The sequence below is a fragment of the Delftia deserti genome (assembly GCF_042653485.1).
In the GTDB taxonomy this organism is placed as follows: domain Bacteria; phylum Pseudomonadota; class Gammaproteobacteria; order Burkholderiales; family Burkholderiaceae_C; genus Comamonas; species Comamonas acidovorans.
Map to the genome: position 1 here is coordinate 1,218,271 of NZ_JBHSIH010000001.1, position 13,912 is coordinate 1,232,182.

15 protein-coding genes are annotated in these 13,912 nt (G+C 61.6%); 7 read left to right on the plus strand and 8 right to left on the minus strand.

Translation table 11 applies throughout. The features are described 5' to 3' along the window. The first annotated feature begins 30 nt into the window (after positions 1 to 30). The 6 genes from ACFPFG_RS05860 (at position 31) to ACFPFG_RS05885 (ending at position 3,054) form a co-directional block, all read left to right on the plus strand. Positions 31 to 264, plus strand: coding sequence for a hypothetical protein (locus tag ACFPFG_RS05860; protein WP_380105562.1), 234 nt, complete (start codon positions 31 to 33; stop codon positions 262 to 264). Next, positions 265 to 513 carry a hypothetical protein gene (locus tag ACFPFG_RS05865; protein WP_380105564.1) on the plus strand — a complete coding sequence of 83 codons (249 nt, stop codon included), beginning with the start codon at positions 265 to 267 and terminating at the stop codon, positions 511 to 513. Continuing rightward, the gene (locus tag ACFPFG_RS05870) at positions 510 to 734 is read left to right on the plus strand and encodes a hypothetical protein (RefSeq protein ID WP_380105566.1); all 225 of its coding nucleotides are present in this window, start codon (positions 510 to 512) and stop codon (positions 732 to 734) included. The genes ACFPFG_RS05865 and ACFPFG_RS05870 overlap by 4 nt, the downstream gene beginning before the upstream one ends. After that, positions 731 to 1,393: a hypothetical protein gene (locus tag ACFPFG_RS05875; protein ID WP_380105568.1), complete on the plus strand. Its 663-nt coding sequence runs from the start codon at positions 731 to 733 to the stop codon at positions 1,391 to 1,393. Before ACFPFG_RS05870 ends, ACFPFG_RS05875 begins: the two co-directional genes overlap by 4 nt. Before the next feature lie 91 nt (positions 1,394 to 1,484). Continuing rightward, on the plus strand, positions 1,485 to 1,658 hold the full coding sequence (locus ACFPFG_RS05880) for a hypothetical protein (protein ID WP_380105570.1): 174 nt from the start codon (positions 1,485 to 1,487) through the stop codon (positions 1,656 to 1,658). A 232-nt stretch (positions 1,659 to 1,890) separates the two neighbouring features. Then, positions 1,891 to 3,054: a tyrosine-type recombinase/integrase gene (locus ACFPFG_RS05885; protein WP_312374852.1), complete on the plus strand. Its 1,164-nt coding sequence runs from the start codon at positions 1,891 to 1,893 to the stop codon at positions 3,052 to 3,054. 576 nt (positions 3,055 to 3,630) lie between these two features. Here ACFPFG_RS05885 and ACFPFG_RS05890 read toward each other — a convergent pair. The 8 genes from ACFPFG_RS05890 to ACFPFG_RS05925 all read right to left on the minus strand — a co-directional run bounded on the left by ACFPFG_RS05890 (position 3,631) and on the right by ACFPFG_RS05925 (position 12,550). Then, positions 3,631 to 4,536 (minus strand): SphA family protein, encoded by a 906-nt coding sequence (locus ACFPFG_RS05890; protein WP_232245876.1) that lies wholly within the window; start codon positions 4,534 to 4,536, stop codon positions 3,631 to 3,633. Positions 4,537 to 4,735: 199 nt separating this feature from the next. Beyond that, a complete protein-coding gene (locus ACFPFG_RS05895) occupies positions 4,736 to 5,767 on the minus strand; it encodes a Rieske 2Fe-2S domain-containing protein (RefSeq protein WP_380105572.1) in 1,032 nt (343 codons plus the stop codon). Between the two features lie 273 nt (positions 5,768 to 6,040). Further along, on the minus strand, positions 6,041 to 7,060 hold the full coding sequence (dmpG, locus tag ACFPFG_RS05900) for a 4-hydroxy-2-oxovalerate aldolase (RefSeq protein ID WP_183018978.1): 1,020 nt from the start codon (positions 7,058 to 7,060) through the stop codon (positions 6,041 to 6,043). A gap of 10 nt (positions 7,061 to 7,070) precedes the next feature. Further along, positions 7,071 to 8,012 (minus strand): acetaldehyde dehydrogenase (acetylating), encoded by a 942-nt coding sequence (locus ACFPFG_RS05905; protein WP_312374665.1) that lies wholly within the window; start codon positions 8,010 to 8,012, stop codon positions 7,071 to 7,073. Between the two features lie 29 nt (positions 8,013 to 8,041). Continuing rightward, entirely contained in the window at positions 8,042 to 8,833 is a 792-nt protein-coding gene (gene mhpD / locus ACFPFG_RS05910) for a 2-keto-4-pentenoate hydratase (RefSeq protein WP_183018976.1), read from the minus strand. A 125-nt stretch (positions 8,834 to 8,958) separates the two neighbouring features. Beyond that, positions 8,959 to 10,728 (minus strand): FAD-dependent monooxygenase, encoded by a 1,770-nt coding sequence (locus tag ACFPFG_RS05915; RefSeq protein WP_380105575.1) that lies wholly within the window; start codon positions 10,726 to 10,728, stop codon positions 8,959 to 8,961. Between the two features lie 52 nt (positions 10,729 to 10,780). Continuing rightward, positions 10,781 to 11,605, minus strand: a complete 825-nt coding sequence (locus ACFPFG_RS05920; RefSeq protein WP_197956752.1) for an alpha/beta fold hydrolase — start codon at positions 11,603 to 11,605, stop codon at positions 10,781 to 10,783. A 51-nt stretch (positions 11,606 to 11,656) separates the two neighbouring features. Then, the gene (locus ACFPFG_RS05925; RefSeq protein ID WP_183018973.1) at positions 11,657 to 12,550 is read right to left on the minus strand and encodes a VOC family protein; all 894 of its coding nucleotides are present in this window, start codon (positions 12,548 to 12,550) and stop codon (positions 11,657 to 11,659) included. Between the two features lie 287 nt (positions 12,551 to 12,837). Here ACFPFG_RS05925 and ACFPFG_RS05930 point away from each other — a divergent pair, with 287 nt between their 5' ends. Then, positions 12,838 to 13,830: an AraC family transcriptional regulator gene (locus tag ACFPFG_RS05930; protein ID WP_183018972.1), complete on the plus strand. Its 993-nt coding sequence runs from the start codon at positions 12,838 to 12,840 to the stop codon at positions 13,828 to 13,830. The last annotated feature ends 82 nt before the right edge of the window (positions 13,831 to 13,912 follow it).

Here is a 13,912-nt window from a genome sequence, read left to right on the forward strand (position 1 = left end):
CGCGCCCCACTGGGCACAAGGAGAGCTGACATGGACCTCAACTACCTGTTCGCCTTGGGCCTGGGGGTCCTCGGCGGCGGCCTGGCCGTGCTCGTCCTCTGGATGCGCTCACCGGACGGCATGGATGCCGAGCGCTACCGCTGGCTCAAGGCCACCACCAACCACGTCACCAGCGGCGGCGAGCGCATCGACATTCGTGGCCGTGCCGACGAGTGGGACGCAATCATCGACAAGCAGCGCGCCCAGGCGCACAAGGAGAGCTGAATGGCCGAAAAAGCAAAGCGCGTTTCGCGCGAAGAGATCCTCAAGATGCTGAACATTCATTCCGATGGGGCCATGACATACCACATCGCAAACTGCGTCGGCTTCCGTGGCAACGCCGCTCCCGTGCGCCGTGAGCTGGAAAAGATGATGCGAGATGGCGCGGTGGAGCATGCCCCCGACAACATCTATGCCCGTCAGATCAAGTGGCGCCTGAAGCGCGCCCAGGCGCAGCAGAAAGGACGTGCATGAAGCGGGCAACACTGGAAGAGGCCACGCGCGCCAATGCTGATCTCTACGTGTTCAACGCCGTGATCAGCATGCTCGAAGGTGCCAGCGCGCCCAGCATGGAGCACTTCGACGCCACGCAGCGAATCATCAAGCTCTGCGCCGCAGAACGGCAGCGAGCCTGGAAGCGGATGCACGAGGCCAGCGAACAGTTGCTGGCAGCCGAGAAAGGACAGACCCCGTGACCACAGCACCAACACCCTCCGAAGCGGAGCGCCTGGCCCGAGGCCTTGAGGAAGGCTTCTGCGGCTACGCGGCATGGCTCCAGCCAGCCGCCGCGGAGCTGCGCCGCCTGCAGGCCGACAACGAGGCCATGCGCGAGACGCTGGAGTTCGTGGAGCGCTGGGCCGTGCATCACGCCAGCAAGCCGCACATGACAGCGGAACTGGCCCTGGGCAGCATCCAGCACCACCCCGAAATCCGCGCCATCACCGAGCGCTATGCAGACAGCAAGAGGCCGGACGCCTTCGACCCATACGCCCGCATCGCAGAGCTGGAGGCCAAAGAGGAGTTCAAGCCAGACTGGGCAGGATTTCGCCAGGGCCGAGAGGTCGGCATGGCAGAGATGGAAGAGAAGCTTGCAGCAGAAGCACGCGCCACGGCCGAGCACAAGCTGCGCGCTGACCAGCTGGCCCAGCAGCACCGCATGCAGGCCCAGATGCATGCTCAGGCCACCCAGCAATTGGCAGAGCTGGAGGCGCGCAAGCCGCTGCCGCTGAGCGATGAGCAGATCGACGACCTGCATGGCGAGGCAAATCGCGGGTTTGACATCGGCCGCGAAGAGTACTTCAAGGCCTTCCGGGACGCTGAGCGCTCCCACGGCATCACCGGAGGATCGTCATGATCTACGCACTACTCATCGGCATTGCCGTCTATTTCGCAGTCATTTCGCTTATCGACGTGCTGGTGTTGCTTGGCAGATATGGAGTGATTTGATGAGCAAACGAGCCCGCGACCATGGCGACAAACGCGACTGGCAGAAGAAATGGGCCGAAAACGCCTGCCCCATCAACTGGCAAGCCATAGGCACCAGCAGCCAGCCACCGGACCACCAGCGCAAGGCAGAGCGAATAGCCGAGCGCACACAGCAACAATCCCAGCCCCGCTAGTCGGGGCTTTTTTATTGGAGCCCAGGCAAATGAATGCACAGCCGCAAACAGCAGCGGCGCCCACAGTCCAGGTTGTGAGCGCGCGCTTCGTGACCATCGAACTGGCTGCCGCGATGACGGGATTCACATGCAGCGCAATCCGAACGAAGATCGCGCGCGGGAAGTGGATTGAAGGTCGGCAGTGGATAAAGCGGGACGGCAGCGTCCTGGTGGATATGAAAGGATATGAACTATGGGTCGCACAGGGAGCGGCGTAGAGGTAAGGGCCAGCTCCATCCGCCTGAACTTCGTTCTGGATGGGGCGCCTGTAAAGGAGATGCTCAAGACGGATGGCAAGGCGCTCGCGCCAACCCCGGCCAACATCAAGTATGCGCACCGGTTGGCCAGCGAGATAAAGCAGAAGATCCGCTTCGGCACCTATGTGCATGCCGACTACTTCCCTGACAGCCAACGGGCCACATCTGGTCAGAGCATCACCCGGGGTGAGCATCTGGACAAGTGGCTCATGACGCAGGCGCACAAGGCCAACAGCACCCTCAAGGGCTACCGGGTGGCAGTGGATTGGTGGAAGGAGAAGCTGGTGCCGGACCTGCCGCTGAAGACGCTGAAGCACAGCGATATCCTGCTGGCTCTGGCCTCGGAGCCCACGTGGAGCGGCAAGACCCGCAACAACAAGTCCAGCGTGCTGCGCCTGGCGCTGCAGCTGGCCGTGCGCGACGGCGACCTGGCCGCCAACCCCATCAACGGGCTGGAGCCGGCGGAGCATCAAGCCCCCCAGCCCGACCCCTTCTCCATCGAGGAGGTCGATCTAATCCTGGACAGCATGGCAAAGCATTACGGCCCACAGATCGAATCGTACTTCGCGGCCAAGTTCTTCACCGGGCTGAGGACCTCCGAAAGCCTGGCAATGCGCTGGGAAAATGTGGACTGGCGTCGCAAGCAGCTGCTGGTGGCAGACGCTGTGGTGCTTGGGGTCTTCAAGACCAGCACCAAGACGAATGCCTCGCGCATCGTGCAGCTGAACTCGCGGGCCATGGCGTGCTTGAAGGCCCAAAAGCCGCACACGTTCATGCAGGACCACGGCTGGATCTTCCCCGACCCGCGCACCGGTGAGCGCTGGACGGACGATGAGCCGCCGAGGGAGCTCTACTGGCGGCCGATGCTCAAGCGCCTGGGCATCCGGTACAGAAGCCCGTACCAGACCCGGCACACCTATGCGACGATGCTGCTGATGGCCGGGGTCACGCCGGCCTATGCTGCCAAGCAGATGGGGCACACCATCGAGATGTTCCTGCGCACCTATGCGAAGTGGATCGACGGCGGCCATAACGCCCTGGAAATGGGCAAGTTGGAAGACCTGCTTTCCCCCCGTTCACCGCATGCAGCCAATGGGTAATTTTGGGAAGAATTCTGGGAAGAATTAGCCAAACCCAGCCATCTGCAGCACAAGCTTTCAAAGGGGAATCTATGCTGCGTTGTGCTTGGTTATGCCATGTCGGCGGTTCGAGTCCCTCCGGGGCCAGCCTTTCCCCTCTGGAAACGGCTCTCCAGAAAAATCCTGGGGAACACAGGGAACATTTCTCGTTTTTCTTCTTTGCCGCAGTGTCACGAACTGCTGACACGATGCCCTCGCCAAGAGGCGCAGCCGGCCATCACCCCAAGATTCCTCCCTAACCCTTGCGCCTGACAAATCAGGTCACTGAAACACATAGCCCCCTCGGCGCCATGGTCGCAGCCGAGGGGGCTTTTTTGCGTTGGGAGCTCAGGCCGTCACGCGGGCACGCGCATCCGCCAGCGTGGCATCACCGCGAGCCGCGCGCAGCCAGCCATCGGCGACTTCGGCACCCGCTATTCATCGCTGAGCTATCTGGAACGCCTGCCGCTGGGCCTGAGGGTCATGGGCTACCACATCGCCAGGCCCATGGACAAGGCACGGCTGCTGGACTGGCTGCAGCAGCGCCGCGCCCAACCCTCAAAATGCCTTGTACAGCGCAAGGCGCAGCGTGCTTCCACTGGGTTGCGGTCCTGTCCCAGCCTCCACACCATAATCTTTGTACACAGCAGTTTTCAGATTGATTTTCTGTGCCGGAAATGCGTAGTTGAATTCCACGCCCAATCCATGACGCGAACTCTTCTTCTGACTGGCACCCAAACCACTGTCATGGCTGACCTGCACCTGGCTATAGCCAACCAACCCGGCCTGCATGACGCCGAAGCGCTTGCCCAGGGCCCACTCCACCGTGAACTGGTTGCCATTGCGAAACCCCTGATCGTTCCTGCCATTGCGCTCAGTCCGCGTCATGGCGGCGACTGACCAGGTCTTGGCGGTGTCAAAGTAGTAGGTGGCCCCTGCCGACAACATCCAGGTTTTGAAGCCCTTGCCAATATCGGCGGGGCCGTCGGCGCTGGCACTGTCCAGCCACAGCCCCAGTTGCACACCGGCGTCCCATCGATCACCATGCCAGGCCAGCCCCAACGGTGACACATAGACATCGCCGACACCGGAGTGGTTTTCGCGAAGGCCGAGCGTGTCCATCCTGAACGATGACCGGGCCACGGGAACTATCAGATCCATGCCCCAGTCGGCCCCCAGAAAATCGACCTTCTGCACCCAGATAAAGCGGTTTGTCAAAGCGGTGATCGTGGCTTTGTTGCTGCCCGGCAGATTCGTATCGGTGCCTGGTGCGCGCATGGATCCAATGCGATAGTTGACCCAATATCCTGCATAGTAAAAACCAGGCGGAGGAACGGTGCCCGACTCCATGCCCTCCACGCCAGGCACATAGTGCCCCTGCGCATGCGCGCCGGTCGCCATCGAAAATATACCTGCCACTGTCAGTGCAAGGCGCGTGCACTGCGTGATCATGTGGAATATCATTGCAATGTCTCCTTTTCATGCACGGAATGAAAATCGTCCCCGAGAAATACATAGACACAGGGCAACGCTTTCAATATGCAAAGACGTTCAGGAAATATTTATCTTGAAATGGCGCAGAATCATCTCGCCAACATAAACATCGGCTAAATGGACAGGACGGTCCTCGGATTTCGCTATACCCGGAAGAAGATTCAGATCTTCACTGCCCCTGCTGGGCCTCCACGGCCGTATACACTGGAGAATTCTCCTCCTTTATTCTGCGTGACAGCACGCGGCGAGCACGAACCGCTGCGGCATCCGTGCGGAGAATGGCAGGGTGATGATCCATGAGGTCGATGGCACCGATATTTTTTTGCTGCGCCTCTATCATGGGGATGTCCTCTGTTGCGAAGATATGAAGTGATCCGCTCTTGAAGGCCTCGGTCATTTGCGCGTTGTATTTGTCTACTGTCTGGCCTGAACGCAGGAAATAGTGAGTGGTTGTCGCTGTTTCCGGCGTCAAAAAATGCCCACTTGGTATGTACCAATCACCCGTTGCGCTGTAATACTCAACAGACAGGAAGACCAGCGAAGGCACTTCCCAGCGTTCTCTCATGACGGTCTTGCCATGAGGCGCCAGCCGGGGGTTCATTGTCAAAGCAAGCGCCAATGGCTTGTCGTCCGGAAGTGTGCTGGTGAAATGGACGGTATCGCCCTCTTGCTCAAGCTGGCTGTGGGCCCGCGCGATGGGCGACGCCAGCATGGGATGCAGGAATTCGATATGACTCAGGTCCAATAGATTGTCCACCGCCAATTGGTAGTTGCCACGGACATAAAGATAGCCGCTGAGCCAGTCGGCGTCATCTTCCGTCAGTCGAGAAAAATCAGGAATCAGCGAGGTGTCAGCCAAGGACGCTTCGCCCATCCATATCCACAGCATTTCATGGCGCTCCACTAGTGGATAAGTTTTGAGCCGGGCACGGGCAGGCGGCCGGTCGCCACTGGGCGTCGCGGTGCACATTCCGGCGGGAGAAAATCGCAGCCCGTGGTAGGGACACTGGATCTGCTCGCCACAGACGGTTCCCTTGTGCAAGGGTGCCAGACGGTGCGGGCAACGATCGTCCATGGCCACCAGGGTGCCCGTTTCGGTACGAAAAATGACCACGGGTTCGTCCAGAAAAATACGCCCTAATGGTTTGACCGTGGCTTCTTCTGCGTGCCCGGCAACATACCAGCAATTTCGCAAATACATGATTTTCTCCTATCTGTTTGCCGAATCATGGGCATAGCATGAAATCAAACCGGAACCTGAATGGCTTGTGCACCAGGATGCGTGCACTTCAGAACCCGGCCGATACTGGCAAGGGGCGTCCATCATGGGTTTGTCTCCTTTGATGTATTTATTTACATGACATATTCTGTGGAATGCCGTAACCGTGGTCTATCTCGGCATTGCACGTCTTTGTCAGGTCCTTGCACGGCTTGCGTCGATTGGCATTGATGGGGCACGCAAGCCTGGGCGCGATCACGCCTTGCTCTGATTCAGCAGGTCCAGCGCCACGTCCACGATCATGTCCTCCTGCCCGCCAACCATGCGCCTGCGGCCCAGCTCCACCAAAATGTCGACCGTCTTCAAGCCGTACCTGGAGGCCGCCGCTTCGGCGTGGCGCAGAAAGCTGCTGTAGACGCCGGCATACCCCAGCGCCAGCGTCTCGCGGTCCACCCGCACCGGACGGTCCTGGAGCGGACGCACGATGTCATCGGCCGCATCCATGAGCCGGTGCAGGTCGGTTCCGTGGTTCCACCCCAGGCGCTCGGCAGCAGCGACAAACACCTCCAGCGGCGCATTGCCCGCACCAGCGCCCATGCCGGACAAGCTGGCGTCGATGCGGTCGCAGCCCTCTTCCACTGCGACGATGGAGTTGGCTACGCCCAAGCTCAGGTTGTGGTGTGCGTGAATGCCGGTTTGCGTCTCCGGTTTGAGTACGTCCTGGAAGGCACGCAGGCGGTCGCGCACGCCATACATGCTCAGCGCACCGCCGGAGTCCACCACATAGCACACGGTGGCGCCATAGCTTTCCATCCGCCTGGCCTGTTCGGCCAAACCCCTGGGCGTCTGCATGTGGCTCATCATCAGAAAGCCCACCGCCTCCATGCCCAGCTTCCTGGCGTATTCGATGTGCTGCCTGGAGACATCGGCCTCGGTGCAATGCGTGGCCACACGCACAATGCTCGCTCCCGCATCGAAGGCAGCCTTGAGGTCATGCAAAGTGCCAATGCCCGGGAGCAGCAGGGTAGCGACCTTGGCATGCCGAACCACGCTGGCGACGGCCTCGATCCACTCCAGGTCGGTATGGGCGCCGAAGCCGTAGTTGAAACTGCTGCCCTGTAGACCGTCTCCGTGGGCCACCTCGATGGAGTCGACCTTGGCCTCATCCAATGCCCTGGCAATCTGCCTGGCATTCTCGACAGAGTACCGGTGCCGGATGGCATGGCTGCCGTCACGCAGCGTCACGTCGGAGATATAGAGTTTCTTGCCGGGCATAGCTTGCCCCTCAGGCGTTGAGCATGCGCAGCGCGATTTGCTCTGCGGTATGAAGCCCGGCACTGGTCATGATGTCCAGATTGCCCGCATACGCCGGCAGGTAGTGGGCAGCTCCCTCGACCTCCAGGAATATGGAGGTCTTCAGGCCACTCAGGCGGTCGCCCACGCCAGGAATACGGATCGGATTGCCGGGGTCGATGCGATCGAACTGCACGCGCTGCTTGAGGCGATAGCCTGGCACATAGGCCTGCACGCTCTTGACCATGCTCACCACCGACGCCTCCATGGCGTCGGTATCGGCCAGCTCACTCAAGGTGTAGACCGTATCCCGCATGATCAACGGCGGCTCGGCCGGATTCAGGATGATGATGGCCTTGCCTTTGACGGCACCTCCTATCTTCTCGATCGCCCTCGACGTGGTCTCGGTGAACTCGTCGATATTGGCACGCGTGCCAGGGCCCGCACTTTTGCTGGAGATGCTCGCCACGATCTCGGCGTAGTGGACCTTCGCCACCTGCGAGACCGCCGCCACCATCGGAATAGTGGCTTGGCCACCGCAAGTGACCATGTTCAGGTTTCTGGCCTCCAGGTGCTGCTGGCCATTGACCACGGGAACGCAGTACGGGCCGATGCCTGCAGGCGTCAGGTCGATCATGCGCATGTCCGGCCTGATCCCGCGCAGGAAGGCGTCGTTGCGGATATGCGCCGAAGCCGAGGTGGCATCGAACACAAGACCGATATCCTGGAACACCGGCAATCCCGCCAGCCCATCCACCCCCTCGTGCGTGGTGGCAACGCCCATGCGCGAGGCACGCTCCAGCCCGTCGGAAGCGGGGTCGATCCCCACCATGGCAGCCAGCTCGATGTGCTTGCCGTGGCGCAGGATCTTGATCATCAGATCCGTTGCGATGTTGCCGCTGCCCAAGATGGCAGCCTTCAATTTGCGACTCATCTGCGCTCCTTTAGGTCTCGGTTGGGCCGTCAGACGGCTGCGAACCGGGTGCGTACACTCCCGATGCCGGTGACATGGGCCACGAATTCGTCACCGCGATGGGCCTCCACCATGGGCCCCAGTGCACCCGTCAGGACCAGGTCGCCCGCGCGCAGCGGCTCTCCCATGGCGGCGAGCTTGCGAGCGAGCCAGACTGCGGCATTCAAAGGATGCCCAAGGCATGCGGCGCCGTTGCCACTGGACACTGGCTGGCCGCCTTGCAGCAGATTCATTTCCACCAGTTTCAGATCCAGCCCGGCCAGGGCGGTAGGAACCGCGCCCAGAACGATCGCGCCACTGGATGCGTTGTCGGCCACCGTGTCCGTGAAGCCGATGTCCCATCCGGCGATGCGGCTGTCCACGATTTCGATCGCCGGCAACACATATTCGGTGGCACCTATCACGTCGACGAGCGTGGCATCGAGCATCGGGATATCCCGTCCGAGCACCAGCGCGACTTCGGCCTCCACTTTGGGCTGGATCAGGCGTGCGAAGGGCACGCTTTCACCATCGCCAAAGACCATGTCGGAGAACAATGTTCCGAAGTCCGGCTGCTCGACGCCAAATTGCCTTTGCACGGCCGGTGAAGTCAGGCCGATCTTGCGCCCCACCACACGCCGTCCTGCACGGATCGCGTGCTCCACGTTCCTGCGCTGGATCGCGTAGGCAGAGGCACCCCCGTCGTTCGGCAACCGTGACCGCAGGGGCTGCATCGGCGCGCGGCGAGCCTCTGCCGTGCGAAGGCTCAGCGCCAGTTCTTGAATCAGATCCGATGTTTGCATTGGGTTTTCCTGCATTGGCATTGCGCACTCTTTCTGCTGGATCTCTGCGTCAGCTCAATAGCCGGGTCGGACCAAGACGGCGACCGGCCTGGTCGAACGGCAGGCGTCCTGCGGTGGCAGGCCCATCAGCGCCCCAGAATCTGGAGCACCGCCGGCACAAGGCCATCGCGGCTGGCCGAGGAGCAATCCGCAGCACGCCATGCGATGAACATGTCGGGGCGCACCAGCAGCGCGCCGGCCTCGTCAAGGCCCGACACGCGCGCCCAATCGCCATGGCTATCCACGTACTCCTGACCCGGGCCGATCACATGCATGTGCAAATCGATCCCCAACTCATGCGCCGCCATGGCGACCGTCTCGGCCCAGGCCTGACCGGCCAGGCCTGTCAGCAGCGTGAAACGGCCTTTGCCACACAGGTCCAGCGTCGAGACCTTGCGTTGCAAGCATGTCAGCCACGCATGGGGTAGATGGGCACCAGGTCGTGTGCTGGGCTGGTAGAAATACACCGGATCGCGTGAGAAACCAGGGTCCGCCGTTCCGTCGGCTACGATCGCACTGGAGACGTACCGTTGGTTCAGTTCCACGCCATGGGCGGCGCCAAAACCGTCCAGCGTCTTGTCCATCGCTTGCCGCAACGACTTGCGCATGCGGGCTCCGTCGGCCGAAGGCTCTTTCAGCCGTGCCAGCGCGTGCTCCATGTCCTGCTCGCAAGCGCCGGGCGGCAGCTCCAGCGCCTGGAACAGCGGCCCAAGAGTCAGGGTGCTCTGGAAAGCATGCTCCACCACCTGTCTGGCGATTGGCGCACGTTCTGCCTCGTAGGAGGCCAGCAGCGCTGGGCCTGCCTGGCCCTTGAGCACCAAGGCCAGTTTCCAGGCCAGGTTATAGGCATCCTGGATGCTGGTATTCATGCCCAGCCCGCCGAAAGGCGTGTGGCGGTGCACGGCGTCACCCATGCAGAACACGCGGCCGTTGGTGTTGTTCAGCGCATACTGTCGATTGTTGGCCCAGTGGCCAATGGCATCGATCTGGATCGGCACCGTGTGCGTCCCCAGGATTCTGCAGACCATCTCGCGCGCCTCCTGGTCGGTCGGTCTGTGCACGCCGCCGGCAAGCTCGTAGCCCACCACGCACATCCATTTGTTCCAGGGCCGGATCATGCGCATGACGCCAAACCCGGGGCCGGCAGCCGGACCGTTCAGACCTCGGCCCACCTGCAGAATCCAGTACATGTCGCTGGGACGATGGGCGCAGAACGCGGAGAGGTCCGCAGTGAACTCGATATTGACCGAGCCGGACTCACCGAAGGCCAGCTCGCCCTCGAAGCTCAGCCCAATGTCCTGCGCCACCTTGGATCTGGCGCCATCGGCGCCAATCAGATACCTGGCACGGACCTCATACTCCAGCCCGCTCACGTGGTCGGCCAGGCGTGCCGTCACGCCCTCGGCGTCCTGCACATGCGACAGATACTCGGTGCGAAAGCGCAGGTCCGATCCGCGCTGGCTGGCTTCGGCCACCAGCAGTGGCTCCAGGTAGAGCTGGGGCAGATCACAATAGGTGGTGGGGCTCGCCTTGAGCTGCGCGCTTCGGGCGGCATCCGAGGTTCCCCAAGCTGGAATGCGGCCCAACTCCTCGCCCACCAAGCTGGTCGCGTAGGCATGCTCGCCCATCAACTCCCAGGGCGTGGCCAGCTTTTTGGCAGCCTCTTCGATGCCGAAGTCGCGCAGGATTTCCATCGTGCGCTGGTTGGTGATGTGCGCGCGCGGCCCGGGGGAGGTCGAACGGTACCTGTTGATGACCGTATTCTTCACGCCCGCCTGGGCCAGGGCCACCGCAGCGGCAGCACCCGCAGGCCCGGAGCCAACGATGAGAACATCAGTTTCAGCCGGTTTTGACACGACGTTGCCTCCAATTTTCCAAGGGGATGAAAAGTAGCTGACGCCGTTCGGCTCAGCGGTCGAGAAGCAGGAAGTCGATGGTTACGCGGCTGAATATCTCCGGATATTCCATCATGGCCCAGTGGCGGCAGTGCGGCAGAAAGTAGCCTGTCGAATGGTCCAGCAGCTGCAGAAAACGCAGGTTGTCCTCCATCGGAATCACCAGATCATCCTTTCCTGCGAACACCAGCGCACGCGTCTTCACGGCCGCGATCTGCGCTTCCTCGTAGTGCAGGCCGCCGCGTTCCTTGACCCAGCCCATCGTGGCCTTGTAGGCCGCTTTCCTGGCGGGCTGGATGGACAGCTCGTAGCGGTAGCTCAGCAGTTCCTCCGACATGCCCAGATCGGGGTTGGCGAGCACGCCCACGATCTTGCGCATCCCCTCCAGAGTGAAGTCGTAGTTGATCACCGGGGCCAAGGCGGCGTTGAGATCGCGGTTCAGGCCGGCACTGCCCATCAGCACGATGTTCCTGACCAGCTCGGGACGCTGCATCGCCACCCCCAGGGCTGTGGCCCCGCCCATCGAGTTGCCGACGATATGCACCGGCTGCCCGTCGCCAATCGCCTCGATGAAGGCGATGGCCTGGGCAGTGCGGGCGTCCTGCGTGTAGCTGAACAGCGCCGGATCGGGTGCATCGGAGGCGCCAAAGCCGACCATGTCCATCGCCAGCACGCGTGCACGCCGTGAGAAGAGCGGGAAGCAGTTCTTCCAGTTGCCGCAGGCGTCGGCGCCAGCGCCACCACCGTGGATCAGGATGATGGTCTCGCCCGAGCCCGCTTCGTAGTAAGCGGTTCTGAATTCACCGGTCTGGATGAGTTTGTGGTCTTGTGGGTTCATGGTCATGTCTTCCTTGATTGATCTGAAGGAAACCGGAGATGCAGGCGCAATTCAGGCGCACGGCGAGATGTGGCCCCAGTCACTGAGCTGCGAGTAAGTCTTGACCTCCCAATCGCGGTCATCGATCACGAGGCCCCCGTGGCCAAACTCGAGCTGAACACCGGAAGGCGTCACCACATAGAACGAGAACATCTGATCATTCGGGTGGTGGCCCAGGCCCGTGGCCACCGGGAAGCCGGCTTTGGCGCAGCGATCGTGTGCCATGCCGACATCGTTGAAGTCCTCCACCTCCAACATGAAGTGGTGCAGCTTTTTGGGAAAGGGCACGGCGGCAGCCGCCAGAGAGTGGTGGCGGCCAGTGACGGTATGAAAGAACGTTGCGTCCACCTGCACCACGCCATGGGGCGTTTCCAGCGGAGCACGGACATAGTCGCTCAGGCGCAGGCCCAGGATCTGGCGCGCAAAGTCCAGCGTGGCGGGGTAATTTCTGCCGGCCACCAGAATGTGGCCCATTCCCAGGCGCCCCGTCACAAAGCCCTTGTTCAGCACCTTGGAGGCGAAGCGCTCGGCTGCGAATTTCATGCCGAAGGCGAACTCATGGCGCAGGCCGTTCGGGTCCATACAGGCATACGCCTTTTCGACGCAACGGCGCTGCGTGGCTTCTCGGTCCACCACGTTCACGGCCAACCCTTTGGCAGCCAGCGCACGCACATAGTCCTCCAGCTCGGCTTCGGTATCGAACATCCAGCCGGCGTAGCTCAGGTCGTCGCAGCCATCGTGCTCCAGAACAACGCGCTGCATGCGGTCGTCCATGCGCAGTGCGAGGCTGCGGTGGCCATCACGCTCGCCCGCCTGCAGGCCGAGCACGTCCACCAAGAGGGTTTCCCAACGCGCCAAATCGCTGACGCCGAAGCCCAGGTAGCCCAGGGAACTGATTTCTGCCATGAGATATGCCTCCTTGATATCGATGGGTACGCAGTCGGCCGGGACGCCGCTCCTGCGGAGCATCGACACGCTTCACCGCCTGCTTGCAGTGATTGTTCTGGCCAGGCCGTCCCCCGGTCTATCGCCTGGCAGCACGCCGTTATCCAGCGGCTGCACGGCACCTCACAGGACCCCGGTTCAAAGGGAAAACCAGACGAACGATTGACCGAAGCCTGTGATATTTCTTGCTGTGTGATTCACGTTTGCGTTCACCCCGATCGCCCCACCAGAACCTCAGGAGTCGACGCATGGACACCTCCACGCTACAGCGCCACTGTGTGCTGCACGGTGTTTCCGCAGACACCGTTTCGGCGCATGCCCAGCAGCGCATTGCCCAGCATCAGGTCCGGCCATCCAATGGGCGACAGATCAAAGAAGGCTACCTGCACCACGTCTCGCTCGGCAGCATGGCGGTGGCGAACCTGGGTTTCGGCGCAGAAACGCTGATCGACGGTTTCCCGACGCAAGACAACTACTACATCCAGATCGTCCTGTCAGGACAGCTTGACGTCTGCATGGGCGGCCATTCGTACTCCGTGGACAGCAACGCGATGGCGATCATCAATCCCATGCGTCCCGCGCTGCTGCATCACAGCGCCGACTGCTGCGCACTGATCGTGCGCATTGAGCGCAGCGCGATGCAGCAGCATCTCACCGGCCTCCTGGGCCACACCGTGGCGAACCAGGTGGAGTTCACACCTTTTGTACTGCGCAACCAGCAGCGCGTGGGCAGTCTGGTCCGCTCCATTGAGCACATCTGTGCGGAACTCGAGGACCCCTACGCGACCATCCACACGCCCAAGCTGGCCCGTATTTTCGAGAGCCAGCTGACAGACACTTTCTTCTGGGCCGTACCACACTCCCACTCGGATCGCGTCGAACGGGTGATCGGCAGCGACGGCCCGGAGTGCCTGCTGCGTGCGGAGCGCTACGTGGACTCACACCTGGCGCTGGATCTCTCGCTGGCCGACATGGTGCTGGCCTCGGGCACCAGTGAGCGCAATCTCTACAAAGCGTTCAGGACCTACCGGGATCTCACACCCATGGGCTACCTCAAGGCACAACGTCTGCGCAAAGCAAGGCGCGAGCTCGAGAGCTCCCGAAACCCGACTCTGTCCATTGCCGAAATAGCCATGGAAGTGGGCCTGTCGCACCTGGGAAATTTCTCTGCAGACTACAAGCGCATGTTCGGCGAGTTGCCTTCGGAAACGCTGAGGCGGCGCAATCGCGCCCTGTATTGATTTCAATGACATGATCCATGAAATCCCTGGGGCCGCAGACATACTCATGGACGCTGGGATCAGGCCGGGCCAGCAGGGCTGC